Origin of the sequence: Streptomyces sp. NPDC059897, from assembly GCF_042730865.1 — a bacterium.
In the GTDB taxonomy this organism is placed as follows: domain Bacteria; phylum Actinomycetota; class Actinomycetes; order Streptomycetales; family Streptomycetaceae; genus Streptomyces.
In genome coordinates, this window is the sequence record NZ_JBHWKQ010000008.1 from 151,191 (window position 1) to 177,502 (window position 26,312).

Here is a 26,312-nt window from a genome sequence, read left to right on the forward strand (position 1 = left end):
GTGCTCGGCCACCAGTCTGGAGGACACACCGACCTCTATTCTCTTTATTCTCTTTGACCTGTGAAAGGTTGAAGGGGCCATGCATATGGCTCGAGGTCGCACCTGCCCGCGCCCGACCAGCGCAAACACAAAAAAGTGCCGGTCGAGAAGAATCTCGACCGGCACTTCGCAAGTGTCCGAGGGGGGACTTGAACCCCCACGCCCGATAAAGGGCACTAGCACCTCAAGCTAGCGCGTCTGCCATTCCGCCACCCGGACAAGGTGTGCATCGCTCGGCGCGGGGTGTTCCCCGCGGCGACACGTCAACAATACCAAGGTTTCGGAGTGGCTTTCACCTGCATATCGGTGCACCCACGGACACGGAGGGTGACTACTTCTTGATGCCGATGCCCTTCGGGTTCAGATGGGCGATGTGACCGCTCTCCGTGCCGGCCGACGGGTCGATGACGCAGTCGATGAGCGCCGGGCCACCGGCGGCGAGCGCCTCGGTGAGCGCCGCCGTGACCTCGGCGGGGGTCGTGGCACGGTAGCCCTTGCCGCCGAAGGACTCGATCATCTGGTCGTGGCGGGCGGCGCTCATGAGCGTGGTGGGGGCGGGGCTGCCCGCGATGGTCTCGTCGCCCTTGTAGACGCCGCCGTTGTTCATGATCACGGTGATCACCGGCAGCTTGTAGCGGCAGATCGTCTCCAGCTCCATGCCGCTGAAGCCGAAGGCGCTGTCGCCCTCGATGGCGACGACGGGCGCTCCCCCGCTCTCGACCGCGGCCGCGATCGCGTAGCCCATCCCGATGCCCATGACGCCCCAGGTTCCGGAGTCGAGGCGGCGGCGCGGGTGGTGCATGTCGATGACGTTGCGGGCGATGTCGAGGGTGTTGGCGCCCTCGTTGACGATGTACGTCTGCGGGTGCTGGTGGACGACGTCGCGGACCGCCTTGAGCGCGCCCATGAACTGCATGGGGTGCGGGTCGGCCTCCAGGCGCTTGGCCATCTTGGCGACGTTCTGCGCGGAGCGTTCGCCGAGCTCGTCCCGCCAAGCGGTGGGCGCCGAGATCTGGCCGGGCTTGGTGCGGTCGGCGAGCTGGTCGAGGACCGACTCGATGTCGCCGACCAAGGGCGCCGCGATGGGCTGGTTGGAGTCCATCTCCGTGGCCTCGATGTCGACCTGGATGAACTTCGCGTCCGGGTTCCAGCCGCGTTCGCCGTGGTTGAGCAGCCAGTTCAGGCGGGCGCCGACCAGCATCACCACGTCGGCCTTCTTGAGGGCGAGGGAGCGGGCCGTCGCCGCCGACTGCGGGTGGTCGTCGCGCAGCAGACCCTTCGCCATCGACATCGGTACGTAGGGGATGCCCGTCGACTCGACGAGGTCGCGGATCTTGTCGTCCGCCTGGGCGTACGCGGCGCCCTTGCCGAGGACGATCAGCGGGCGCTCGGCGTTCTCCAGGAGGTCGATGGCGCGGTCCACGGCCTCGGGGGCGGGCAGCTGGCGGGGCGCCGGGTCGACGAGGCGGGAGAGCGTGCGGTCGCCCTCCTCCTTGTCCATGACCGCGCCGAGCACCGCCGCCGGGATGTCGAGGTAGACGCCGCCGGGGCGGCCGGAGACCGCGGTGCGCAGGGCGCGGGCGATGCCGCGGCCGATGTCCTCGACGCGGCTGACGCGGTAGGCGGCCTTCACGAAGGGCTGGGCGGCGGCGAGCTGGTCCATCTCCTCGTAGTCGCCCTGCTTGAGGTCGACGAGGTGGCGCTCGCTGGAGCCGGAGATCTGCACCATCGGGAAGCAGTTGGTGGTGGCGTTGGCGAGGGCGACCAGGCCGTTGAGGAAGCCGGGGGCCGAGACCGTCAGACAGATGCCGGGCTTCTTGGTGAGGTAGCCGGCAATGGCGGCGGCGTGGCCCGCGTTGGACTCGTGGCGGAAGCCGATGTAGCGGATGCCCTCGGCCTGCGCGAGGCGGGCCAGGTCCGTCACCGGGATGCCCACGAGGCCGTAGATGGTGTCGACGTCGTTCTTCTTCAGGGCGTCGACGACGAGGTGGTAGCCGTCGGTGAGCTCGGCCGGCGCGTCGGCTCCTGCCGCGGCCTCGGCGGTTTGGTCAGCGGTCGAGTCAGCGGTCATGATCCGAGTTCCTCCTTGGACGGTCCTGCCGGTGCGGCTCATGCACGTACGGCCGGTGCGGCTCCTGTTCTCACCTTCGACAGGGCGCGGCGCCCCGTCCAAGACCCATCGGCTTCCAGCCGATAAACGGTGTCTATCGAGAGTCAAGCGCTTCCCAAATCCCCTGCTGGGGGCGCCACTTCGGGCTTCATAAGCCGTTGCTATCGGCTGTTCGTGAGTGCGTATTGGACGTGCGCGGCCGCTGACCGCACGCTCGCTGGGGAGGGGAGGTGGAAGGCATGGCCACGTCGGTCCTGGCCGTCACGGGGCTCGCCGGTCTCCTCGACCGGCAGGCGCGTGCGCGGCCCCACGCCCCCGCGCTCTTCGTCGGCGAGGAGCGGGTTTCCCTGTCGTACGAGGCGCTGGACGCGCTCGCGGAGCGGATGGCGCGGCGGTTGGCCGCGGCGGGGCTGCGGGCCGGTGATGTGCTCGGGATCGCGCTGGGGAACACGGCCGAGTTCGTGGCGGCGCTGCTCGGCGCGGCCCGCGCGGGGGTGGTCGCCGCGCCTCTCGATCCCGCACTGCCGGATGACGAACTGCGCGTGCGAGTACGTGAGTTGGGGGCGCGGGCCGTGCTCGGCGTTGACGGGCTCGGCGGCGGGGGCGGAGGCGTCGCGCGGCGCATGCGTCCCGAGCACGCGCTCGTCCTGTTCACCGCGGGGGCCACGGGGCGCGCCCGGACGGTGACACTAACCCATGCGAACGTCGCGGCGTCCGTGCACACCATCTGTGCCACGTACGCGTTGGGGCCCGAGGACGCGACCGTCGCCGTCATGCCGTTCTTCCACGGGCACGGCCTGTTCGCCTCGCTCCTGTCCACGCTCGCCGGTGGCGGGCGGGTGCTGCTGCCGGCGGGTGGGAGGTTCTCGGCGGAGACGTTCTGGGCGGATCTGCGGGCGGCGGGGGCGAGCTGGTTCACGGCGGTGCCGACGATCCACGAGGCACTGCTCGACCGTTCGTCGGAGGCCGCCGACCTGGGGGCGCCGCCGCCGTTGCGCTTCGTACGGAGCTGTGGGGCGCCGCTCAATGCCGCGACGCAGCGGGCGCTTGAGCGGATGTTCGGGGCGCCGTTGCTGTCCGCGTACGGGATGACCGAGGCCGCGCACCAGATCGCCAGCGAGCCGTTGCCGGAGCACGGGCCGCTCAAGCACGGCACGGTGGGGCGGGCGACGGGGGTGCGGCTGCGGATCGTCGGCCGGGACGGGAGGGTGTGTCCGGCCGGGGTGCGGGGCGAGGTGTGGGTGTCGGGGCCGGCCGTGGCGGGTGAGGGGTGGCTGCGGACGGGGGACCTGGGGTCGCTCGACGAGGACGGGTATCTGTCCCTGGCCGGGCGCATCGAGAGCCTCATCGTGCGGCGGGGGCTCTCGATCTCGCCGGAGTACGTGGAGGACGTCCTCGCCGGGTGCCCGTCCGTCGCGGAGGCGGCGGTGTTCGCGGTGGGCGGGGAGGGGGTCGGGGCGGCGGTGGTGGTGCGGGGGGACGAGTGCGTGGAGCCTTCGGAGATCTTGCGGTACTGCCGGGAGCGGTTGGCCGCGGTGGCGGTGCCGGATCGGGTCGTGTTCGTGTCCGCGTTGCCGCGGACCGCGCAGGGTGGGTTGGATCGGGTGGCGGTGTGGGAGCGGTACGGGTGAGTTGACGTCGCGGGGCTCCGCCCCGGACCCCGCTGCTCAATCGCCGCAGGGGCTTGATTTTCCTGGCCCCGCCGCATGGAGATCGACGCCCGGGCTCAGGAGTGTGTCGCCTGTGCCGGGACCCTCTGGTCGAACACCGCGTCCAGGTTCAGGGATGTCGCCGCGCTCACGAACGCCCGCGCCGCCACCGAACCCGGTGTGCCCGCGTGGATCGCCACCGAGATCTGGGCGCCGGCCTCCGGGTCGACCAGGGGGAGCGCTCGCGTGCGGCCGTCCACCGGCATCGCGCGCAGCCAGGTGTGCGGGACGACGCTGGCCCATTCGCCGTCGCCCACATGTGCGTACAGGGAGGCGATGGAGTCGGTCTCGACCTGCGGGGTGACCTCCAGGCCCTTGTTGGCGAAGACCTTGTCGATGATCTGGCGGATGCGCATGTCGGGGGTGAGGAGGGCGAGCGGGAGTTGTGCCGCGTCGGCCCAAGTGAGGCTGCCGGTACGGGACTTGAACTGGTCGTCCGAGACCAGCAGCATGTAGCGCTCCTGGTAGAGGGGGACCACTTGCAGACCCTCCTGGTCGTCCGGGTCGAAGTGGGCGATGGCCACGTCGAGTTCGAAGTCGCGGAGCTGGCGGTGGAGTTCCTTCGTCGAGAGGCGGGAGCGGACCTGGACCTTCGCCAGGGGGTGTGCCGAGCAGAAGGCGCCCACCGGGAGAGCCAGGGTGGTGGACGCCGTGGGGTCGGTGCCGAGGCGGAGTGTGCCGGTGATGCCCGACTGCACGGCGGCGACCTCGGCCTTGAAGGCGTCCTGTTCCGCGAGGATGCGTTTCGCCCACACCACCAGGCGCTCGCCCTCCGGGGTGAGGCCCTGGTAGTTGTGGCCGCGGTTGATCAGCGTGACGTTGAGCTCGCGCTCCAGCTTGGCTATCGCCGCGGAGAGCGCGGGCTGGGAGACGTAGCAGGACTCGGCGGCGCGTGCGAAGTGCCGCTCGCGCGCCACCGCCACGAAGTACTCCAACTGCCGGAACAGCATGTACGTCTCCTCTGCCACGTGATCTTCATCCGTAGCGTGCTACGGCAGCACGGTGCGTGCCAATAGGTCGGTCGCCGCGTGGATGGCACGCAGGGTGGGTGCCTCGGCGCCGGTGATGTCGGCCATCTCGACGACGGCCGTCACGATCGCGTCCAGCTCCAGCTGCTTGCCCGCCTCCAGGTCCTGGAGCATGGAGGTCTTGTGGGCGCCCACGCCCTCGGCGCCGCGCAGCCGCTTCTCGATGGAGATCTCGGGTGTCGAGCCGACGCGGGCCGCGATGTCGAGGATCTCCTCCATGACGCGGGCGACCATGGTGCGGGTCAGCGGGTGCCGGCACATGTCGGCCATGGTGGCCCGGGTCAGCGCGCTGATCGGGTTGAAGGCCGCGTTGCCCATGAGCTTGATCCAGATGTCGTCGCGCAGGTTCCGCTCGACGGGGCACTTGAGGCCGCCCGCGACCATGGCCTCGCTCAGCTCCGTGCAGCGGCCCGAGACACTGCCGTCCGGCTCGCCGATCGAGAAGCGCGTGCCTTCCAAGTGGCGGATCACGCCCGGGGATTCGATGACCGTTGCCGGGTAGACCACGCAGCCGATCGCGCGCTCGGGCGGCAGCACCTTGCTGGTCGCGCCGCCCGGGTCGACGGCCTCGATGCGGCGGCCCTCGTACGGGCCCTCGAGCTGGTGGAAGTACCACCAGGGGATGCCGTTCTGCCCGGCCACCAGCGCGGTGTGCTCGCCGAGCAGCGGGGCGACGAGCGAGCCGCACGACGGGTACGAGTGGGCCTTGAGGCCGAGGAACACGTAGTCCACGGGGCCGATCTCGTTCGGGTCGTCGGTGGCGTGCGGGTGGGCGGTGAAGTCGCCGCGCGGGCTGAGCACGCGGACGCCTTCGGCCTGGATGGCGCGCAGATGGTCCCTGCGGGCGACGAGGTGCACGTCCGCGCCGCCGCGGTGCAGGGCCGCGCCCACGTACGCGCCGATGGCTCCGGCGCCGACAACTGCGATCTTCATGTGGTGCCTCCTGGATTCGAGGGTGTGGAGGTACGCACATGTCGCCGCCCGCGCGCCGCACAGCACGCGGAACCGACGACACATGGAGAAGAGGGCGCGGCCGCCGCGCGTGCCCTGTCGCGCGGCGGCCGCTGGGAAGGTGGCCGGGAGGGGAGGCCGGGGTCAGCGCATGAGTTTCACGGCCGCGACCACGAGCGGGTCGATGCCGTCCGCTCCGTCGTCCACGAGCGCGTAGAGCCGCTTGCGCATCCTCGGGTCCCAGAACCTGGTGAGGTGTCCGGCGATCGCCTCGGCCGCCGCCGAATCCGGTAGGTGGCCCTGGTTCGCGGCGATGTCGTTCGCCATCCGGCGCTCGGCCGGGACGGTGTGCGCCATGTCAGTCCACCACCGTGACGAGTTCGTCCGCCGCCTCGCGAGCGGCCTCGGCCTTGGGTGCCAGCCCCACCTGCACGGCTGTCACCTTGTACTCGGGGCAGTTGGTCGCCCAGTCGGAGTTCTCGGTCGTCACCACGTTCGCGCCCGTCACCGGGTGGTGGAAGGTGGTGTAGACGACGCCCGGTGGCATCCGGTCGGAGATCTGCGCGTGCAGGGTCGTCGCGCCGACGCGGCTGGAGAGTGTGACGAGGTCGCCGTCGGTGATGCCGCGCTCCTCCGCGTCGTGCGGGTGGACCTCCAAGATGTCCTCGGCGTGCCAGGCGACGTTGCCGGTGCGGCGGGTCTGGGCGCCGACGTTGTACTGGCTGAGGATGCGGCCGGTGGTGAGGACCAGCGGGAAGCGCCGGGTGCTGCGCTCGTTGGTCGGGACGTACGAGGTGACCACGAAGCGGCCCTTGCCGCGCACGAACTCGTCGACGTGCATGGTGGGTGTGCCCTCGGGGGCCTCCTCGTTGCAGGGCCACTGGATGGAGCCGAGCTTGTCGATGAGGTCGAAGGAGACACCGGAGAACGTCGGGGTGACCGAGGCGATCTCGTCCATGATCTGTGACGGGTGCTCGTACTCCATGGCGTAGCCCATGGCGGTGGCGATCTCGCACACGATCTGCCACTCGTGCTTGCCGGACTTCGGGGGCATCACCGACCGCACTCGGTTGACGCGCCGCTCGGCGTTGGTGAACGTGCCGTCCTTCTCCAGGAAGGAGGCGCCGGGCAGGAAGACATGGGCGAACTTCGCGGTCTCGTTGAGGAACAGGTCCTGGACCACGACGAGTTCCATGGCCTCGAGGGCCGCCGTGACGTGCTGGAGGTTCGGGTCCGACTGGGCGATGTCCTCGCCGTGCACGAACAGGCCCCGGAAGTCACCTTCGATGGCCGCGTCGAACATGTTGGGGATGCGCAGGCCCGGTTCGGGCAGCAGCGCGGAGCCCCACAGGTTCTCGAAGACGCCCCGCACGGCGTCGTCGGAGATGTGCCGGTAGCCGGGGAGCTCGTGCGGGAAGGAGCCCATGTCGCAGGAGCCCTGCACGTTGTTCTGGCCGCGCAGCGGGTTCACGCCTACGCCGTCGCGGCCGATGTTTCCGCAGGCCATCGCGAGGTTGGCCATTCCCATGACCATCGTGGAGCCCTGGCTGTGCTCGGTGACACCGAGGCCGTAGTAGATCGCCCCGTTGCCCGCGGTCGCGTACAGGCGGGCCGCCGCGCGCAGTTCGGACGCGGGTACGCCGGTGATCTCCTCGGTGGCCTCGGGGCTGTTCTCGGGGCGGGCCACGAACTCGGCCCACTCGTCGAAGCCCTCGCAGCGCAGCTCGATGAAGGCCTTGTCGACGAGGTCCTCGGTGACGACGACGTGCGCCATGGCGTTGACGACGGCGACGTTGGTGCTGGGCCGCAGACTGAGGTGGTGCTGGGCCTCGATGTGCGGGGAGCGCACGAGGTCGATGCGGCGCGGGTCGACGACGATCAGCTTGGCGCCCTCGCGAAGCCGCTGCTTCATCCGGGAGCCGAACACCGGGTGGGCGTCGGTGGGGTTGGCGCCGATGACCATGATGACGTCGGCCTCGGCGACGGAGCGGAAGTCCTGGGTGCCGGCGGATTCGCCGAAGGTCTGCTTGAGCCCGTAGCCGGTGGGCGAGTGGCAGACGCGGGCGCACGTGTCGACGTTGTTGTTGCCGAAGGCGGCGCGGACCATCTTCTGGACGACGTACACCTCTTCGTTGGTGCAGCGTGAGGAGGAGATGGCGCCGATCGCGCCCGGACCGTACTGGCCCTGGATCTCGCGGAAGCGGCGGGCGACGGTGCCGATGGCCTCGTCCCACTCGACCTCGCGCCACGGGTCGGTGATGGACTCCCGCACCATGGGCTTGAGTTGGCGGTCGGGGTGGGTGGCGTAGCCGAAGGCGAAGCGGCCCTTGACGCAGGAGTGGCCCTCGTTGGCGCCGCCGTCCTTGTGGGGGACCATGCGGACGAGTTCGTCGCCGCGCAGTTCCGCCTTGAAGCTGCATCCGACACCGCAGTACGCGCACGTGGTGATCACGGACCGGGTCGGCATTCCGAGGTCAACTACCGACTTTTCCTGGAGAGTTGAGGTCGGGCAGGCCTGGACGCAGGAGCCGCAGGACACGCACTCGGAGTCCATGAACAACTCGCCCGCACCGGCGGAGACCTTGGAATCGAAGCCGCGGCCTTCGATGGTCAGCGCGAACGTGCCTTGTGTCTCGTCGCAGGCGCGCACACACCGCGAGCAGGCGATGCACTTGGAGGGGTCGAAGTCGAAGTACGGGTTGGAGGTGTCCTTCTCGGCGTCGAGGTGGTTGGCGCCCTCGTAGCCGTAGCGGACCTGCCGCAGGCCCACCACGCCCGCCATGTCCTGGAGTTCGCAGTCGCCGTTGGCGGGGCAGGTGAGGCAGTCGAGGGGGTGGTCGGAGATGTACAGCTCCATGACACCCTGGCGGAGCTTCGCCACCTTCGGTGTCTGCGTCTTCACCGACATGCCGTCCGTGCACGGGGTCGTGCAGGAGGCGGGGGTGCCGCGGCGGCCGTCGATCTCGACGACGCACAGCCGGCAGGAGCCGAACGCCTCCAGGCTGTCGGTCGCGCACAGCTTCGGCACGTCGATCCCGGCCTCGGCCGCCGCCCGCATCACGGACGTGCCCTCGGGGACCATTACCTGCTGGCCGTCGATCTCCACCGAGACCGTGGCCGGCCCGGGGCGCTGTGGAGTGCCGAAGTCGGGTTCCTTCATGAGTGTCATGCCTGGCCCTCCGTTCGAGTGCTTCCCGGCTGTACGGGGTGGATGTTCAGGAGCCGACGGTCGCCGCGGTCGACGAAGTCGTCGGCGAAGTGCGCGAGCGCGCTGCGTACGGGCATCGGCGTCAGACCGCCCATGGCACACAGTGAACCATCGGTCATCAGCTCGCACAGGTCCTCGAGCAGCGCGAGATTCTCGTCCCGCTGCTCACCGGCGACGATGCGGTCGATGACCTCGACGCCGCGCACCGAACCGACGCGGCAGGGCGTGCACTTGCCGCAGGACTCCTCGGCGCAGAACTCCATCGCGAAGCGGGCCTGCGCCGCCATGTCGACGGTGTCGTCGAAGACGACGACGCCGCCGTGCCCGAGCATCGCCCCGGCCTCGGCGAGCGCCTCGTAGTCCATCGGCAGGTCGAACTGCGCCTCCGGCAGATACGCCCCGAGCGGTCCGCCCACCTGCACGGCCCGCGCGGGGCGGCCGCTCAGGGTCCCCCCGCCGTAGTCCTCGATCAGCTCGCGCAGGGTGATGCCGAAGGCGGTCTCGACGATGCCGCCGCGCTTGATGTTTCCGCCGAGCTGGAAGACCTGGGTGCCGCGGGAGCGGCCGACGCCGAGGTCCTGGTAGGCCTTGGCGCCGTCGGCGAGGACGACGGGGACGGTGGTGAGGGTGAGGACGTTGTTCACGACGGTCGGCTTGCCGAAGAGGCCCTCGATGGCGGGGATCGGCGGTTTCGCGCGGACCATGCCGCGCTTGCCCTCCAGGCTCTCCAGCATGGAGGTCTCCTCGCCGCAGATGTACGCGCCCGCGCCGACGCGGATGTGCAGGTCGAAGTCGAGCGACGAGCCGAGGATGCCGGTGCCGAGCCAGCCGCGTCCGCGCGCGATGTCGATCGCGGCGCCCATGGTGGCGATGGCGTCGGGGTACTCGGAGCGGATGTAGAGGTAGCCCTCGCTCGCGCCGACGGCGTGGGCGGCGATCGTCATGCCTTCGATGAGGAGGAACGGGTCGCCCTCCATGACCATGCGGTCGGCGAAGGTGCCGCTGTCGCCCTCGTCGGCGTTGCAGCAGATGAACTTGGTGTCATCGGGGCCGCTCGCGCAGTCGAGGACCGTCTTCCACTTGATGCCGGCGGGGAAGCCCGCGCCGCCGCGTCCGCGAAGTCCGGAGTCGGTGACCTCGGTGACGACGTCGGCGGGTGTCATCTCCAGGGCCGCGCACAGTCCTCGCAGGCCGCCGTGTGCCTCGTAGTCCTCGGGCGAGAGCGGGTCGGTGACGCCGACGCGGGCGAAGGTGACCCGGTTCTGCCTTTGCAGCCACGGGAGTTGGTCGACCGGGCCGAGGCGGAGCGGATGGTCGGCGCCGTCGAGCATTCCGGCGGCAAGGAGGCCGGGTACGTCGTCGGGGGTGACGGGGCCGTAGCCGATGCGGCCCTCGGGGGTCACGACCTCGACGAGGGGTTCCAGCCAGAGCAGCCCGCGCGAGCCGTTGCGGACCACGTCCACGCCCAACCCGCCCTCGATCGCGGCCAGTTGCAGCGCCTGCGCGACCTCGTCGGCCCCCACGGAGCGGGCCGCCGCGTCGCGCGGTACGTACACGGTCGTCATGTTGTCGGAAGTCACCTCTCACACCGTCCCGTTGAGGATCGCGCCGAGCCGGTCCGGGGTCACGCGCCCGTACAGCCGCCCGTTCGCCTCGACCGAAGGCCCGAGGGCGCAGTTGCCGAGGCAGAAGACCTGCTCGACGGTGACACGGCCGTCGGCACTCGTGTCGCCGAGCGTCAGACCCGACTCCCGTACGTGGCTCAACAGGCCTTCGGCGCCCAGGGCCTGGCAGGCCTCGGCGCGGCAGACGCGGACGGTGGAGCGGCCCGCGGGCTCGCGGCGGAAGTCGTGGTAGAAGGTCACCACGCCGTGCACATCGGCCCGCGAGAGGTTGAACTCGTCGGCGAGGACGGGGATCGCCTCCTGCGGTACGCACCCCAACTCGGCCTGCACGGCGTGGAGTACGGGCAGCAGTGCGCCGCGCTCACCGCGGTGCGCGGCCGCGGCCCTCCTGACCACGCTCTCGACCGACACGTCCGTCCCGCTGGTCGTCATGATCGCTCCGCCTTCCCTCATGCGGGCCTCCGGCGCGGGTGCAGGAGAACCCCGGCACTACCCCATACAGACTTCTGTATACAGAAGCCCGGTGTAAAGAAGCGGGACGAAATCGAGCGGAGTCGATCGGCCGACTTCCGTACACCGGACCGGTGTTCAGGAGGCCACGAGCACGGGCTCCTGGTCGGTGGCGGCGCCCAGCTCGGTCAGCCACGGCAGCGCGATCTGCCGCACCAGCCGCTCGCCGTCGCCGTCCGCCCCGAGCAGGGCGGATGCGGGTACGCGCACGGGGTCGGCGCAGACCGTCGAGGTCGCGCTGCCGCTCGGTCCCGGACCCACCGCCCGCGCCGGCACGTACAGGTCCGGGGCGTGCGCCGGAACCAGCCACAGGCTCCGGCCTCCCGGCCCGCCCTCGGACGCGCCGCTCGACCAGAGGTAGCTGTCGGCCTCGCCCGCGGCGACCACATGGCGCTTGCGGCCGCGCAGGGTGACGACGTCGCCGGTGCGGCGCGCCGGGGACTCCGGCCCGTCCTCCTCCAGTGCGAGCGAGCACAGCTGACGCCCGGCCGCGATCTCGGCGCGCACCCAGGCGCCGCCGTGTGCCTCGACGACGGCGACCGCCGCGTAGTGCGAGCGCAGTACGGTCGCGGCGGCCGGGCAGACGCGTGCGACGCGCGACACGACATCGACGGCCTCCGCCAACCCCCGTCCGCCGCCGCCGAGTTCGGGGGCGACGGTGAGGCCGAGGAGGCCGGCGCGGCCGAGCGCGGTGACACCGGAGCGGGGGAATCTGCCGTGCGTGCGGGCCGGTTCGCCACCGGATGCGACGGCGCCGGTCAGGACGTGGGTGAGTGCGGTGCGGTACGACACGGGGCGACCCCCTCGTCAGCGATATGTGAGCGGCCGCGATGCGGCACAGTAATTGCATACAGTATTCCGTTACACCCCGGAGGGCCAGAGGCGTGCACGGCAAAGTGCTGGCGGAACTTCAACTCCCGTACATGCACGCCGAGTTACAAACTGTCTATTGCATACTAAAGTCAGTATCCCAGCGCCTCTGGCGTCGCGTCAGCGGACGAACAAGGGAGGGCTCAGCCATGCCCGAGCTACCAGCCGTGGCCATCCGCGGCCCGATCAGCCGGCCCGTTCCGCTGCGGCAGGCCGTCCACGACACCCTGGTCGAAATGATCATCAATGGCACGCTGCGCCCTGGCCAGCACCTCGTCGAGGCCGACCTCGCCCAGCATCTGGGAGTCAGCCGGCAGCCCGTGCGCGAGGCGCTGCAGCGGCTCCAGACCTCCGGCTGGGTCGACCTGCGACCCGCCCAGGGCGCGTTCGTGCACTCCCCCACCGTCGAGGAGTGCGCGCAACTGCTGGGCGTACGCGCAGTGTTGGAGACCTACTCGGCGCGCGGCGCCGCCCAGCACGCGACGGCGGAGGACGTCGCCCGCCTGTGGGAGCTGCAGCAGGCGGGACTCGACGCGCTCGCGGCCGAGGACGCACGGGGCATCGTCGAGGCGAACGCCGCGCTGCACTCGCACATCACCACGCTGTCCCGCAACGCGGTGCTCGGCGAGCTGATCCCCCAGGTCGACCAGCGGGTGCGCTGGTACTACACACCCATCGCCAAGCCCCGCGGCAACGACGCCTGGAACGAGCACGCCCTGATCATCAAGGCGATCGCGGCGGGCGACCCCGACCGCGCCGAGGCGCTGATGCGGCGGCACACGCAGAACACCACCGACTTCTACTGCGCGCAGATCGAGGCCGCGGCCGGCCAGGGCGGCTGAGGCGCCGGGCCGGCCACGGCGGTCCGGGCCAGAGGGCGGGCGGTAGTGCGGGGCTACGCGGTGATCTCCCGCAGCAGCCCCGTCCGCACGTCGAAGACAAAGCCGCGCACATCGTCGGTGTGCGGCAGGAACGGCGACGTGCGGACCTTCCGCAGCGACTGCCGCACATCCTGGTCGACGTCCGTGAAGCCCTCCACCGCCCACGTCGGCCGCTGACCGACCTCGCGCTCCAGCTCGTGCCGGAACTCCTCGGTCAGGGACTGGAGCCCGCAGCCCGTGTGGTGGATCAGCACGACGCTGCGGGTGCCCAGCGCCCGCTGGCTGATGGCCAGCGAGCGGATGGTGTCGTCGGTGACCACACCGCCCGCGTTGCGGACGGTGTGGCAGTCGCCGAGCTCCAGGCCGAGCGCCGCGTGCAGGTCGACCCTGGCGTCCATGCAGGCGACGACGGCCACCTCGAGGACCGGGCGGGCGTCCATGCCGGGATCGCTGAACGCGGCGGCGTATCGTCCGTTCGCCTCGACGAGGCGGTCGACCACGGTGCCGTCCATCTCAGATGACGCCCTGTTCGGCGAGCTGCGCCAACTCGGCGGGATCCAGGCCGAGTTCGTCGGCGTAGATGGCGGTGTTGTGCTCGCCGAGGAGCGGGGAGCCGGAGATGGTGGTGGGTGAGTCGGAGAGCTTGAGCGGGTTGCCGACCGTCGTGTACGAGCCTCGGCCGGGGTGCTCGACCTCGACGACCATGTCGTTGGCGACCAGCGACTCGTCCTCGATGATCTCCTTGGTGGAGAGGATCGGGCCGCAGGGGATGTTGTGGGCGTTGAGCCGGTCAAGCACCTCCCACTTGGGAAGCGTCGAGGACCACTCCTCGATCAGCTGGAACATCTTGCCCAGCTTCGGAAGGCGCGCCTCAGGCGTCGACCACTCCGGGTCTTCCGCCATCTCGGGGCGGCCGATCAGTTCGGCCAGCGGCTTCCAGCCGACGGGCTGGACGATGACGTAGACGTAGTCGTTGGGTCCGCCGGGTGCGCACTTGACGGCCCAGCCGGGCTGCCCGCCGCCCGACGCGTTGCCGGAGCGGGGGACCTCGTCACCGAAGTCCTCGTTCGGGTACTCCGCCAACGGGCCGTGGGCCAGGCGCTGTTGGTCGCGCAGCTTCACCCGGCACAGGTTGAGGACCGCGTGCTGCATGGCGACGTTCACGCGCTGGCCACGTCCGGTGTTCTCGCGCTGGAACAGGGCCGCGAGGATGCCGGCGACCGTGTGGATACCGGTCCCCGAGTCGCCGATCTGCGCGCCCGTGGCCGTCGGCGGACCGTCCTCGAAGCCCGTGGTGGCCATCGAGCCACCCATGGCCTGGGCGACCACCTCGTAGGCCTTGAAGTTCGTGTACGGGCCCTCGCCGAAGCCCTTGATCGAGGCGTAGATGATGCGCGGGTTGATCTCCTGGATGCGGTCCCAGGTGAAGCCCATCCGGTCGACCGCGCCCGGGCCGAAGTTCTCCACCATGACGTCCGAGCGGCGGATCAGCTCCGTGAGGATCTCCTTGCCGCGGTCGCTCTTGGTGTTGAGCGTGATGCTGCGCTTGTTGGAGTTGAGCATCGTGAAGTAGAGGGAGTCGACGTCCGGGACGTCACGCAGCTGCTTGCGTGTGATGTCACCGGTCGGCGCCTCCAGTTTGACGACGTCCGCACCCAGCCACGCCAGCAACTGGGTTGCGGACGGACCCGACTGAACGTGCGTCATATCGAGGACACGCACGCCCTCAAGAGCCTTGGTCATGATCGACACCCCACCTCTCGCTTGCGCGTCAGGAGTTGGAAGAGCGGCACATACCAATGTTCATACAGTATCCGTCGACTGTATGCAATCCACCTGTCACTGCCCCGCGCGCTGGTGGTACGACTTCCGCGTGTGCTCGGTGTGCGCGCGCATGACCTCCGCCGCGCGGGCCTCGTCGCGGTCCGCGAGCGCCGCGATCAGCTCGCGGTGCTCCGCCCACGACTGGTGGCCGCGCTGCCGCGCCACCGGTGTGTAGTACCAGCGCACCCGGCGGTCGACCTGCGCCGCCAGCTCCGCGAGGACCTCGTTGGCCGCCAACTCCATGATTGCGCCGTGCAGTTGCGCGTTGAGCGCGACCGCCGCCTCGACGTCGTCCGCCGCGACCGCCCGCTCCCCCGCCTCGCACAGCTCCTCCAACGCCGCGACGGCCACGGCGTCGGCCTTCCCCGCGGCGAGCCGGACCGCCTCGGTCTCCAGGAGCTGGCGCACCGTCAGAAGCTGGTCCGCCTCGTCCTCGGTCGGCTCGTGCACGAACGCGCCCTGCGCCGGCCGCAGATCGACCCACCCCTCGGTACTGAGCCGCTGCAACGCCTCCCGTACGGGCTGCCTCGACACCCCGAGCTGCGCGGCGAGTTCGGTCTCCACGAGGTGGGCGCCCGGCGGCAGGGTGCGGTTGATGATGAGTTCGAGGAGAGCGCCGTAGACCCGCTCGCGCAGTGGTCCCGGCCGGTCGAGCTTGGGCACGGCACCTTGCGGCAGTCCTGCGGTCGGCAACATCGGGGCCCCTTCCGTCCTGCGTCCACGGCGTCTCAACCCACGCTTCGCGCATGGGGATTGTCGTAGTTCTTGCCGAGGGCAATCCCAGCCTGTACACAATATCCCGTCGACACATCGTGTGCGCGGGGCGGGCGAGAACTCGCCCCGCGGCACGGCGGCGGGGTTCACGTGCGGCGGGGAGCGCCCCCTGCGCCGCGCGGGACCCCGCCGCAGCCAGGGTCCTTCTGACGGATCAGGCTGGACCCGGGTGGCCGTCATCGATCGGTGCCGGTGAGCGGGGTCTGGTGCGTGCAGCTGCAAGGCGGAGGAGGCGCCAACGCGAAGGGGGCACCTCCCGCCCGAGCCTGGCGGAGCCTGGTTCGAGGGTGGGGGAGTTGGCAACCGACGACAACGCCGAAGGGGGTCCCCCCTGCTCCTTAAGAGCTTGGGGGAGTGCGTGCCAGACCCCGCGACTCCAGCAAGATCCGTCAGAAGGGCCCTCGGTCAGGGCATCAGCTGGTACTCGGGGAAGTTGCCCGGCAGCCGCTCCCCCGACGGCCCTTCGGTCACCGCGCGGACCAGGAGTTCGCCGCCCACGAAGGCGCCGCGCCACGACGCCCCGAACCCGCCGAACAGCTCGTCCCGGTCGCCGCGCGAACGCGGCTTGCCGTGGCCGACCTTGAACGCCCGGATCTGCGGCGCGAGACGCTCGTACGTCGCCTCGTCGTCGGTGGACAGGGTGGCGACGAGGGCGCCGTTGGACGCGTTCATCGCCGCGAGGAGTTCCGCCTCGGTGTCGACGAGCACGATGGTGTCGACCGGGCCGAACGGCTCGGCGTGGTGCAGCGGCGAGGACGGCGGCGGGCCGAGCAGGGTCACCGGATGCACGTACGCGCCGGTGTCCTGGCCCGGCAGGAACAGCTCCGGGTCGGCCGTCGCTCGGTGCAGCGGGACGGCCCCGCGGTCGATGGCCTCCGCGACCTGGTCGTGCAGCTCCTTGGCCTTCGCCGCGTTGATGAGCGGGCCGAAGTCGAGCGCCGGATACGGGTCGTCGGGATGCTCGACGGCCAGCGGGTGGCCGACGCGCAGGGTCCGTACGGCGGGCAGGTAGGCGGCGAGGAAGTCGTCGAAGGCCTCGCGCTGCACGACGAACCGGGGGTAGGCGGTACAGCGCTGCTTGCCGTAGTCGAAGAGCTTGGGGAGGACGGCCGTGAGCTTGTCCCAGTCGGTGAAGTTCCAGATGCCCCAGGTGTTGAGGCCCTCCTGCTCCAGGATGTGCCGCTTGCCGAGGTCGGCGACGTCGGTGGCGACGGCGGCGCCCGTGTCCCGGCCGCCGACGAAGGACACGCAGCCGATCTCCGGCGCCCGCACGAGCGCCTCGGAGAGCTGGCCGCCACTGCCGCTGACGAGCGTGACCGGGATGCCCTCGCGGGCGGCGAGCGCGCAGGCGAGGGTGAGACACGAGACACCGCCGTCGGTGGGTGTCTTGGCGATGACCGCGTTGCCGGCCAGCGCCTGGACGAGCATGGCGTGCACGAGCACGCTCATCGGGTAGTTCCAGCTCGCGATGTTCGACACGGGCCCGGGCAGGGGCGTGCGTTCGCCGAGGGTGTCGTCGATTCCGTCGACGTACCAGCGCACACCGTCGATGGCGCGGTCCACGTCGGCCTGCGCGAGCCGCCACGGCTTGCCGATCTCCCAGACGAGGAGCAGGGCGAGCAGTTCACGGTGTTCGGTGAGGGCGTCGAGGGTCGCTGCGACGCGGGCGCGCCGCTCGGGCAGCGGGATGTGCCGCCAGGCGCGGTGCTGGTCGAGGGAGGCGCGCACGGCCTGGTGGGCGGTGTCGGCGTCGAGGCGCGGCGGGCCCGCGATGGGGCTGCCGTCGACGGGGCTGGTGGCGGGCAGGGCGCGGCCGTCGGCCTGCCAGGCGCCGTTCCACAGGTTCAGGACGCGGTCGTCGCGGAAGGCCTCGGGGGCGACGGCGAGGCAGCGCTGCCAGGCGTCGGCCCAGGAGGTACCGGACTTGAGGGTGATTGCCATGGTGTTGGTCTCCGCTCACGGTGCACAGTCGGGGCGGGGTACTTGATGGCTGGTGGTGCTGTACCGCTGGTGGTGCTGTACGACTGGTGGGTGGTGCTGTGGACGGGAGGTGCCCAGCGGACACCTCCGGTATGCCAATTCCCGTACAGGGATGGCCAGTTGACGCCTATGAGACGCGTCACTGCCCGTCGGCGAGGCGGTCCAGGACGAGCCGGGCCGTCTCCGTCGGCGTGGCGCCGACGCGGACGCCGACGGCTTCGAGCGCCGCCTTCTTGGCCTCGGCCGTTCCCGAGGAGCCGGAGACGATGGCGCCTGCGTGGCCCATCGTCTTGCCCTCGGGCGCGGTGAATCCGGCGATGTAGCCGACGACGGGCTTGGTGACGTGTTCGCGGATATGGACCGCGGCGCGTTCCTCGGCGTCGCCGCCGATCTCCCCGATGAGCACGATGAGTTCGGTCTCGGGGTCGGCCTCGAACGCTTCGAGGCAGTCGATGTGCGTGGTGCCGATGACGGGGTCGCCGCCGATGCCCACACACGTCGAGAAGCCGATGTCGCGCAGCTCGTACATGAGTTGGTAGGTGAGGGTGCCGGACTTGGAGACGAGTCCGATGCGGCCCGGCTTGGTGATGTCGGCCGGGATGATGCCCGCGTTCGAGGCGCCGGGCGAGATGAGGCCCGGACAGTTGGGGCCGATGACACGGGTGCCCCGCTGCTTCGCGTACGCCTGGAAGGCGACGGCGTCGTGCACCGGTATGCCCTCCGTGATGACGACCGCGAGGGGGATGCCCGCGTCGGCCGCCTCGATCACGGCCCCCTTGGCGAAGGCGGGCGGCACGAAGACGACGGTGACATCGGCTCCGGTGGCGGCCATGCCCTCGGCGACGGAGCCAAAGACCGGGACCTCGCGCCCTTCGAGGTCGACGCTGCTGCCGGCCTTGCGGGGGTTGACGCCGCCGACGATGTTCGTGCCCGCCTGGAGCATGCGGCGGGTGTGCTTCGTGCCCTCGGCGCCGGTCATGCCCTGGACGAGGACCTTGCTCTCCTGGGTCAGGTAGATGGCCATGTCCCGGCTCCTTAAAGGGGGTTGCTGACGAGGGCGAGTTCGGCGGCCTGCCGCGCGGCGCCGTCCATGGTGGTGGCCTGTTCGACCAGCGGGTGCGCGCGCTCCTCGAGGATGGCCCGGCCGCGCGCGGCGTTGTTGCCGTCGAGGCGGACGACGAGCGGCTTGGTCAGCTGGACGTGCTCCAGGGCCTGGACGATTCCGTCGGCGACCGCGTCGCAGGCGGTGATGCCGCCGAAGACGTTGACGAAGACGGACTTCACGGCCGGGTCGGAGAGGATGACGTCGAGGCCGTCCGCCATGATCTGGGCGGAGGCGCCGCCGCCGATGTCGAGGAAGTTGGCGGGCTTCGCTCCGCAGCCCGCGACCACGTCGAGGGTGGACATGACGAGCCCGGCGCCGTTGCCGATGATGCCGACCTCGCCGTCGAGCTTCACGTAGTTGAGTCCCTTGGCCGCTGCCTGCGCCTCCAGGGGTTCGTCGTGCTCGGACTCCGCGTTCTCGCCCCAACGGGCGTTGCGGAAGCGGGCGTTGTCGTCGAGGGTCACCTTGCCGTCGAGCGCGAGGATGTGGCCCTGCGCGGTGCGCACGAGCGGGTTCACCTCGACGAGCAGCGCGTCCTCGCGGGTGAGGACGTCCCACAGGCGTACGAGGACGTCGACGGTCTGCGGCGGAAGCCCCGCCGCCTCGGCGATGCGGGCCGCGACGGCGGAGGTGACACCGACGGCCGGGTCGACGGGGATGCGGGCCACGGCCTCGGGCCGGGTGGCGGCGACCTCCTCGATGTCCATGCCGCCCTCGGCGGAGGCGATGGCGAGGAAGGTGCCTGCGGCGCGGTCGAGGACGTAGGACACGTAGAACTCGGCCTCGATGTCGACGGGTTGGGCGAGCATCACCCTTCGTACGGTGTGGCCCTTGATGTCCATGCCGAGGATCTGGCGCGCCGTCAGCTCGGCGGCGGCCGGGTCGGCGGCGAGCTTGACGCCGCCCGCCTTGCCGCGACCGCCCGTCTTGACCTGCGCCTTGACGACGACGCGGCCGCCGAGCCGGCGCGCGAACTCGCGGGCCTCCTTGGCTGATTCGGTGACCTCGGCCCGCGGAACGGGGATGCCGTGCTCCGCGAACAGGTCCCTCGCCTGGTGTTCGTACAGGTCCATTTGCGGCTCCTGTCTGGGTTCCTGCTTCAGCCCTTGATTCGGCTACGGAAAGGAAAAATGCTGCACGCCCCCTGGACACCATCCACGCAATGCGGGATACCAGTTTTCATACAGTATTCGGCGACTGTATGCAATGTACGAACCGACGGTGGACCGACCGTGGAACCGACCGTGGACCAGTAGCGAGGTGAGTCGTTCGTGACCAAGGCACTCGAGGGTGTGCGCGTCCTGGACATGACCCATGTCCAGTCAGGCCCATCCGCCACGCAGATGCTGGCGTGGCTGGGTGCGGACGTCGTCAAACTGGAGGCGCCGACCGGTGACATCACACGCAAGCAGCTGCGTGACGTCCCGGACGTCGACTCCCTCTACTTCACGATGCTCAACTGCAACAAGCGGAGCATCACCCTGAACACCAAGACGGAGCGCGGCAAGGAGCTGCTGACCGAACTGATCCGCCGCTCGGACGTCATGGTGGAGAACTTCGGCCCCGGAGCCGTGGACCGGATGGGCTTCACCTGGGACCGCATCCAGGAGATCAACCCGCGCATCATCTACGCCTCGATCAAGGGCTTCGGCGAGGGCCCGTACACCAACTTCAAGGCCTACGAGGTGGTCGCCCAGGCCATGGGTGGCTCGATGGCCACCACGGGCTTCGAGGACGGTCCGCCGACGGCCACGGGCGCGCAGATCGGCGACTCGGGGACCGGTATCCACACGGTCGCCGGCATCCTCGCGGCCCTGTTCCAGCGCGAGAACACCGGACGTGGCCAGCGCGTGAACGTCGCCATGCAGCACGCGGTCCTCAACCTGTGCCGGGTGAAGCTGCGCGACCAACAGCGCCTGACCCACGGCCCGTTGGCGGAGTACCCGAACGAGGACTTCGGTGACGAGGTCCCCCGCTCCGGCAACGCGTCGGGCGGCGGACAGCCCGGCTGGGCGGTCAAGTGCGCACCCGGCGGACCCAACGACTACGTCTACGTCATCGTCCAGCCCGTCGGCTGGAAGCCGCTCACCGAGCTGATCGGGCGGCCCGAACTCGCCGAGGACGTCGACTGGGCCACGCCCGAGGCGCGCCTTCCCAAGCTGGGCAAGATGTTCCAGCTGATCGAGGAGTGGTCCTCGACGCTTCCCAAGTGGGAGGTCCTGGACCGGCTCAACGCCCACAACATCCCCTGCGGCCCGATCCTCTCCACCAAGGAGATCATCGAGGACGAGTCGCTGGTCGCCAACGACATGGTCGTCGAAGTGCCGCATGCCGAGCGCGGCTCCTTCAAGACCGTCGGTTCCCCTCTCAAGCTCTCCGACTCCCCCGTCGACGTCACCTCCTCCCCGCTGCTCGGCGAGCACAACGCGGAGGTCTTCATCGGTGAACTCGGCCTCGGGGACGAAGAGTTGCGTCTGCTCAAGTCGAACGGAGTGATCTGATTGATGGCCGAGGAACGTGAGCTCAAGGTACGGGCGCTGCTCGACACCGTACGGGCCGAGGGACGTACAGCGCTCACCGCGCCCGAGGGGAAGGTGATCGCCGACGCGTACGGCATCGCCGTGCCCGGCGAGGAGCTCGCGACCGATGCCGACCAGGCGGTGGCGGCCGCGGCCCGCTTCGGCGGACCCGTGGTGCTGAAGATCGTCTCGCCCGACATCCTGCACAAGACCGACGCGGGCGGCGTCGTCGTCGGCGTGGACGGCGAGGCCGCCGTACGGGAGGCGTACCAGCGGATCGTCGACAACGCGCACGCCTACGACGCCACCGCCCACATCACCGGCATCCAGGTCCAGGAGCTGCTGCCCACGGGGCCCGACGCCCAGGAGGTCATCGTCGGGTCCGTCACCGACCCGACGTTCGGCAAGGTCGTCGCCTTCGGGCTCGGCGGCGTACTCGTCGAGGTACTGAAGGACGTCACCTTCCGGCTCGCGCCGGTGTCGGAGGACGAGTCCCTCGACATGCTCGACTCGATCAAGGCGGCGGAGGTGCTGCGCGGTGTGCGCGGCGCCAAGGGCGTCGACCGGGAGGCACTGGCCGAGCAGATCCGCCGGGTGTCCCAACTGGTCACGGAGTTCCCGGAGATAGCCGAGGTCGACCTCAACCCGGTGATCGCGACGCCCAAGGGCGCGCTCGCCGCCGACATCCGCATCATCCTCGCGGAGGGCGAGCAGAAGCAGCGGCGCACCTACAGCCGCGAGGAGATCCTCACGTCGATGCGGCGGCTGATGCAGCCGTCCTCCATCACCGTGATCGGCGCCTCGAACGAGCAGGGCAAGATCGGCAACTCGGTGATGCGCAATCTCATCGACGGCGGCTTCTCCGGCGAGATCCACCCGGTGAACCCGAAGGCCGACGACATCCTGGGCCGCAAGGCGTACAAGAGTGTCACGGACGTCCCCGGCGACGTGGACGTGGCGGTCTTCGCGATCCCCGCGAAGTTCGTGGCATCGGCCCTGGAGGAGGTCGGCCGCAAGGGCATCCCGAACGCGGTCCTCATCCCCTCCGGGTTCGCCGAGACCGGCGAGCACGAGCTCCAGGAGGAGATCGTCGCCATCGCCGAGCGCTATGGCACCCGCCTGCTCGGCCCGAACATCTACGGCTACTACTCGACGTGGCAGGACCTGTGCGCCACGTTCTGCACGCCGTACGACGTGAAGGGCGGCGTCGCCCTCACCAGTCAGTCCGGCGGCATCGGCATGGCCATCCTGGGCTTCGCCCGCACCACGAAGACGGGTGTCTCGGCGATCGTCGGGCTCGGCAACAAGTCGGACCTCGACGAGGACGACCTGCTCACCTGGTTCGGCGAGGACCCCAACACCGACTGCATCGCGATGCACCTGGAGGACCTCAAGGACGGGCGCGCCTTCGTGCAGGCCGCGCGCGAGACCGTGCCGAAGAAGCCGGTCGTCGTCCTCAAGGCGGGGCGTACGGCGGCGGGCGCCAAGGCGGCCGGTTCACACACGGGCGCGCTCGCGGGCGACGACGCCGTGTACGACGACATCCTCAAGCAGGCCGGTGTCATCAGGGCTCCGGGCCTCAACGACATGCTGGAGTACGCGCGGGCGCTGCCGGTGCTTCCCACCCCCCAGGGCGACAACGTCGTGATCATCACGGGGGCGGGCGGCTCAGGTGTGCTGCTCTCGGACGCCGTGATGGACAACGGGCTCGAACTCATGGAGATCCCGGCCGACTTGGACGAGGCCTTCCGGAAGTTCATTCCGCCGTTCGGCGCCGCGGGCAACCCCGTCGACATCACGGGCGGCGAGCCCCCGTCGACGTACGAGGCGACGATCCGGCTCGGCCTTGAGGACCCGCGGATCCACTCGCTGGTGCTCGGCTACTGGCACACCATCGTCACCCCGCCCATGGTGTTCGCGGAGGTGACGGCGCGCGTCGTCCAGGAGTTCCGGGACCGGGGCATCGAGAAGCCCGTAGTGGCCTCGCTCGCGGGCGACGTCGAGGTCGAGGAGGCGTGCCAGTACCTCTTCGACCGGGGCGTGGTCGCGTACCCGTACACGACCGAGAAGCCCGTCGCGGTGCTCGGCGCGAAGTACAAGTGGGCTCGTGCGGCAGGGAAGTTGGGGGGCGGTCGATGACGTAGCCGACCGGCGGGACCGGTCGGCGGTGCGCGCCGGCCGGGCCCAGGCCCCGTGCGCACACGAAAGAAATTTGGACAGGGGGCGCTGCCCAGATCTTTCGACGCAAGGGAAACGATCGACATGACAACAACCGATCTGCCGAGTTCCGTCCCCTACAGGGAGGTGACGGACGCCAACGGCCGGATGTACCGGGTTGGCGAGAGCGACATCGACATCATGGGTCGCGGGCGCAAGTGGATGGTCATCCTGCCCTGGGTGGGCATGATGGGCATCTCCTCCGCGGAGTACGCGTTCGCGTCCGCAGAGGACACCCTGCACACCGCACACCATTGGAACAGCGGACACATCTTCTGGATGATGACCGTCTGGGTGTTCTTCCAGGCGGCCGTGGCCATGCCCGCGGGCAGGCTGCGGGAGAGCGGCAAACTGCCGGCCCGCTGGGCCATGATGCTCGGCGCCGTGGGCACCTTCCTCGGCTATCTGTCGCTGGCCTACGCACCGCACGTCATCGTCGCCTACATCGGCTTCAGTGTCTTCAGCGGTATGGGCGCCGGCATGGTGTACGCGACCTGCGTCAACATGGTCGGCAAGTGGTATCCGGAGCGCAGGGGCGGCAAGACGGGCTTCGTCAACGGCGGTTTCGCCTACGGCTCGGTGCCGTTCGTGTTCCTGTTCACCGGGTACATGGACCTGACCAACTTCCGCTGGGTGCTGGTCTCGGTGGGTGTCTTCCTGGCCGCGATGGTCGCCGTCGCGGGCTCCTTCTTCAAGGACCCGCCGAAGAACTGGTGGCCGGCGAACATCGACCCGCTCAACCCTCCGGAGGACCCGCGGGCGCGCAGGTCCCTGGAGAAGAACCCGCCGGCCGTCAAGCAGTACACCCCCCTGGAGGCATGGAAGACGGGCCGGGTCGCGCTGATGTGGTTCTGCCTGGCGTGTACGTCGGGTGTGAACATCTTCGGCATCGCCTTCCAGGTCGACATCGGCAAGGAAGCGGGCTTCGCGGGCGGGATCGTGGCCACCGCGATGTCACTCAAGGCGGTCGTCAACGGCACCGGGCGTGGTGTCATCGGCTGGCTGTCCGACCGGTACGGCCGCAAGCAGTGTCTGCTGGCGGTGTGCATGATCCTGGGCCTCGCCCAGTTCGGCATCATCTGGTCGGCCTCGGAGAAGATGCTCGCGATGTTCCTGGTCTTCTCCGCGATCTCCGGCTTCGGCGGCGGTGCGATCTTCCCGATGTTCGCGGCCCTGACCGCGGACTACTTCGGTGAGAACAACAACGCCACCAACTACGGCATGGTCTACAGCTCCAAGCTCGTCTCGGGGCTCGGCGCGGGCATGGGGTCCGTCGTCGTCGGCGCCTGGGGACACTCCGGGGCCTTCATCCTGGCCGGCTGCATCTCGTTCTTCGCCGGCTTCGTGGCTCTGTTCCTGTCTCCGCCCGGTAGGCCCAAGAAGCGTGGGGTCCACCCCAACCCACACCCCCTTGGTGAGGAGATGACGTGATATGACGGCGGAACCTGTCTCCGCTGGCAATACGGCACCGGCTGCGGGGAGCCGGTACCGAGAACTGACCGACGAACACGGCCGGATCTATCGCGTGGGCGAGACCGACCGGGACATCCTCGGCCACTCCCGCAAGTTCATGGTGTACCTGCCATGGGTCGCGATGATGGCCATCAGTGTCTCCGAGTACGCCTACGGGTCCGCCGAGGACACGTTGTCCTCGGCGCACGGCTGGACGCAGTCCAACACCTTCTGGATCCTGAGCGTCTGGGTGTTCTTCCAGGCGGGTGTGGCGTTCCCGGCCGGCTGGCTGCGTGAGAAGGGCATCATGCCGGCCCGCCGCGCCATGTACGTGGGCGCCTTCCTGTGCATGATCGGCTTCCTGGCCCTCTCACACCTGCACAACGTGTGGCTGGCCATCGTCGGATTCGGCGTGATCGGCGGACTCGGCTCCGGGTTCGTGTACGCGACCTGCATCAACATGGTCGGCAAGTGGTACCCCGAACGCAAAGGCGGCAGGACAGGTTTCGTCAACGGAGGCTTCGCCTACGGCTCGCTTCCGTTCATCTTCATCTTCAACTACGCCTTCGACACCTCGAACTACCACCGGGTGCTCGACATGATCGGCGCCTATGTGCTGGTCGTGGTGCTGGTGTGTGCGTTCTTCTTCCGGGACCCGCCGAGGAACTGGTGGCCCTCGGAGGTCGACCCGCTCGCCACGTCCGGCTCCGGGAAGAGCGCGCGGGCTCTCGCCAAGAACCCGCCGGCGGTCAAGCAGTACACCCCCATGGAGGCCATCAAGACGGGCCAGCTGCCGCTGATGTGGCTGAGCCTGGTGCTTACCGCAGGTGTGTCGATCTTCGGCATCTCCTTCCAGGTCGACTTCGCCAAGGAGGTCGGCTTCGGTCCGCTGGTCGCCGCCTCGTCGATGGGTGTCATGGCGGTCATCAACGGTGTCGGCCGGGCCGTGGTCGGCTGGATGTCGGACCTGTGGGGCCGCAAGGCGAGCCTGATCCTCGTGATCGTCGTACTCGGTCTCGCCCAGTTCGGGATCATCTGGGCGGGCGACATCCGCAGCGAGTGGCTGTTCCTGGTCTTCGCGTTCCTGTCCGGCTTCGGCGGCGGCGCGTTCTACCCTATGTTCGCGGCGCTGACCCCGGACTACTTCGGGGAGAACTACAACGCCACCAACTACGGCCTGGTGTACAGCGGGAAGCTCATCAGCGGCCTGTTCGGCGGCGGTCTCGGCTCGATGGTGGTCGGCGCCTGGGGCTACAACGGCGCGTACGCCCTGGCCGGCGGGATCTCCATGCTGTCGGCGCTCGTGGCACTGCTGCTGCGGCAACCGGGGCGGAACGACAAGGCGGTGTCGTTGACATGATCACGTAAAGCGCGTCACGTAAAGCGCGCCGGCAACAGTTGAGTGGGGGCCGGGCCGGGGGGGGCGGGCCCCCCCCGGGCGAGGGGGCGGGATGGGGGGAGGCGGCCGGTGGGGCGTGCCGCGCCCCCCCAGGGGGAGGGGGAGGGCGGG

General features: G+C 69.8%; 20 protein-coding genes and 1 tRNA gene. 6 read left to right on the plus strand and 15 right to left on the minus strand.

Going from position 1 to position 26,312, the window contains the following annotated elements; translation table 11 throughout:
* Positions 1 to 173: 173 nt before the first annotated feature.
* Positions 174 to 258 (minus strand) — tRNA-Leu (locus ACFV9W_RS11960).
* A 112-nt stretch (positions 259 to 370) separates the two neighbouring features.
* Positions 371 to 2,110 carry an oxalyl-CoA decarboxylase gene (gene oxc / locus ACFV9W_RS11965; RefSeq protein WP_385758471.1) on the minus strand — a complete coding sequence of 580 codons (1,740 nt, stop codon included), beginning with the start codon at positions 2,108 to 2,110 and terminating at the stop codon, positions 371 to 373.
* Between the two features lie 278 nt (positions 2,111 to 2,388).
* Here oxc and ACFV9W_RS11970 point away from each other — a divergent pair, with 278 nt between their 5' ends.
* A complete protein-coding gene (locus ACFV9W_RS11970; RefSeq protein WP_385758474.1) occupies positions 2,389 to 3,780 on the plus strand; it encodes an AMP-binding protein in 1,392 nt (463 codons plus the stop codon).
* Positions 3,781 to 3,875: 95 nt separating this feature from the next.
* Here the strand turns inward: ACFV9W_RS11970 and ACFV9W_RS11975 are convergent, their stop codons facing one another.
* From ACFV9W_RS11975 to ACFV9W_RS12005, 7 genes are all read right to left on the minus strand, one after another.
* A complete protein-coding gene (locus ACFV9W_RS11975; protein WP_385758695.1) occupies positions 3,876 to 4,808 on the minus strand; it encodes a LysR family transcriptional regulator in 933 nt (310 codons plus the stop codon).
* Between the two features lie 39 nt (positions 4,809 to 4,847).
* Positions 4,848 to 5,819 (minus strand): 2-dehydropantoate 2-reductase, encoded by a 972-nt coding sequence (locus ACFV9W_RS11980; RefSeq protein ID WP_385758477.1) that lies wholly within the window; start codon positions 5,817 to 5,819, stop codon positions 4,848 to 4,850.
* A gap of 162 nt (positions 5,820 to 5,981) precedes the next feature.
* Positions 5,982 to 6,194 (minus strand): formate dehydrogenase subunit delta, encoded by a 213-nt coding sequence (locus tag ACFV9W_RS11985; protein WP_385758479.1) that lies wholly within the window; start codon positions 6,192 to 6,194, stop codon positions 5,982 to 5,984.
* 1 nt (position 6,195) lies between these two features.
* Complete coding sequence (fdhF, locus tag ACFV9W_RS11990; protein ID WP_385758481.1) at positions 6,196 to 9,006, minus strand: formate dehydrogenase subunit alpha; 2,811 nt, start codon at positions 9,004 to 9,006, stop codon at positions 6,196 to 6,198.
* The gene (locus ACFV9W_RS11995; RefSeq protein ID WP_385758698.1) at positions 9,003 to 10,610 is read right to left on the minus strand and encodes a formate dehydrogenase beta subunit; all 1,608 of its coding nucleotides are present in this window, start codon (positions 10,608 to 10,610) and stop codon (positions 9,003 to 9,005) included. Before ACFV9W_RS11995 ends, fdhF begins: the two co-directional genes overlap by 4 nt.
* A gap of 18 nt (positions 10,611 to 10,628) precedes the next feature.
* Entirely contained in the window at positions 10,629 to 11,102 is a 474-nt protein-coding gene (locus tag ACFV9W_RS12000) for an NAD(P)H-dependent oxidoreductase subunit E (protein ID WP_385758485.1), read from the minus strand.
* 156 nt (positions 11,103 to 11,258) lie between these two features.
* Positions 11,259 to 11,972: an acyl-CoA dehydrogenase family protein gene (locus tag ACFV9W_RS12005; RefSeq protein ID WP_385758487.1), complete on the minus strand. Its 714-nt coding sequence runs from the start codon at positions 11,970 to 11,972 to the stop codon at positions 11,259 to 11,261.
* 227 nt (positions 11,973 to 12,199) lie between these two features.
* Here ACFV9W_RS12005 and ACFV9W_RS12010 point away from each other — a divergent pair, with 227 nt between their 5' ends.
* Positions 12,200 to 12,892, plus strand: coding sequence for a GntR family transcriptional regulator (locus tag ACFV9W_RS12010; protein WP_385758489.1), 693 nt, complete (start codon positions 12,200 to 12,202; stop codon positions 12,890 to 12,892).
* A 53-nt stretch (positions 12,893 to 12,945) separates the two neighbouring features.
* Here ACFV9W_RS12010 and ACFV9W_RS12015 read toward each other — a convergent pair whose 3' ends face one another.
* From ACFV9W_RS12015 to sucC, 6 genes are all read right to left on the minus strand, one after another.
* Positions 12,946 to 13,443 carry a beta-class carbonic anhydrase gene (locus ACFV9W_RS12015; protein ID WP_385758492.1) on the minus strand — a complete coding sequence of 166 codons (498 nt, stop codon included), beginning with the start codon at positions 13,441 to 13,443 and terminating at the stop codon, positions 12,946 to 12,948.
* 1 nt (position 13,444) lies between these two features.
* On the minus strand, positions 13,445 to 14,674 hold the full coding sequence (gene frc, locus ACFV9W_RS12020; RefSeq protein WP_385758495.1) for a formyl-CoA transferase: 1,230 nt from the start codon (positions 14,672 to 14,674) through the stop codon (positions 13,445 to 13,447).
* A gap of 96 nt (positions 14,675 to 14,770) precedes the next feature.
* A complete protein-coding gene (locus tag ACFV9W_RS12025; protein WP_385758497.1) occupies positions 14,771 to 15,451 on the minus strand; it encodes a GntR family transcriptional regulator in 681 nt (226 codons plus the stop codon).
* Between the two features lie 483 nt (positions 15,452 to 15,934).
* The gene (locus ACFV9W_RS12030; RefSeq protein ID WP_385758499.1) at positions 15,935 to 17,470 is read right to left on the minus strand and encodes an aldehyde dehydrogenase family protein; all 1,536 of its coding nucleotides are present in this window, start codon (positions 17,468 to 17,470) and stop codon (positions 15,935 to 15,937) included.
* A 178-nt stretch (positions 17,471 to 17,648) separates the two neighbouring features.
* Positions 17,649 to 18,533: a succinate--CoA ligase subunit alpha gene (gene sucD / locus ACFV9W_RS12035; protein WP_385758501.1), complete on the minus strand. Its 885-nt coding sequence runs from the start codon at positions 18,531 to 18,533 to the stop codon at positions 17,649 to 17,651.
* Positions 18,534 to 18,544: 11 nt separating this feature from the next.
* Positions 18,545 to 19,687, minus strand: coding sequence for an ADP-forming succinate--CoA ligase subunit beta (gene sucC, locus ACFV9W_RS12040; RefSeq protein ID WP_385758503.1), 1,143 nt, complete (start codon positions 19,685 to 19,687; stop codon positions 18,545 to 18,547).
* 198 nt (positions 19,688 to 19,885) lie between these two features.
* On the opposite strand from sucC, the gene frc (ACFV9W_RS12045) reads away from it, so the two are divergent.
* The 4 genes from frc (ACFV9W_RS12045) to ACFV9W_RS12060 all read left to right on the plus strand — a co-directional run bounded on the left by frc (ACFV9W_RS12045) (position 19,886) and on the right by ACFV9W_RS12060 (position 26,162).
* Positions 19,886 to 21,115, plus strand: a complete 1,230-nt coding sequence (gene frc / locus ACFV9W_RS12045) for a formyl-CoA transferase (protein ID WP_385758505.1) — start codon at positions 19,886 to 19,888, stop codon at positions 21,113 to 21,115.
* 3 nt (positions 21,116 to 21,118) lie between these two features.
* The gene (locus ACFV9W_RS12050; protein ID WP_385758507.1) at positions 21,119 to 23,272 is read left to right on the plus strand and encodes an acetate--CoA ligase family protein; all 2,154 of its coding nucleotides are present in this window, start codon (positions 21,119 to 21,121) and stop codon (positions 23,270 to 23,272) included.
* A gap of 123 nt (positions 23,273 to 23,395) precedes the next feature.
* Positions 23,396 to 24,781 carry an OFA family MFS transporter gene (locus ACFV9W_RS12055; protein ID WP_385758509.1) on the plus strand — a complete coding sequence of 462 codons (1,386 nt, stop codon included), beginning with the start codon at positions 23,396 to 23,398 and terminating at the stop codon, positions 24,779 to 24,781.
* Position 24,782: 1 nt separating this feature from the next.
* On the plus strand, positions 24,783 to 26,162 hold the full coding sequence (locus tag ACFV9W_RS12060; RefSeq protein WP_385758512.1) for an OFA family MFS transporter: 1,380 nt from the start codon (positions 24,783 to 24,785) through the stop codon (positions 26,160 to 26,162).
* Positions 26,163 to 26,312: the final 150 nt, after the last annotated feature.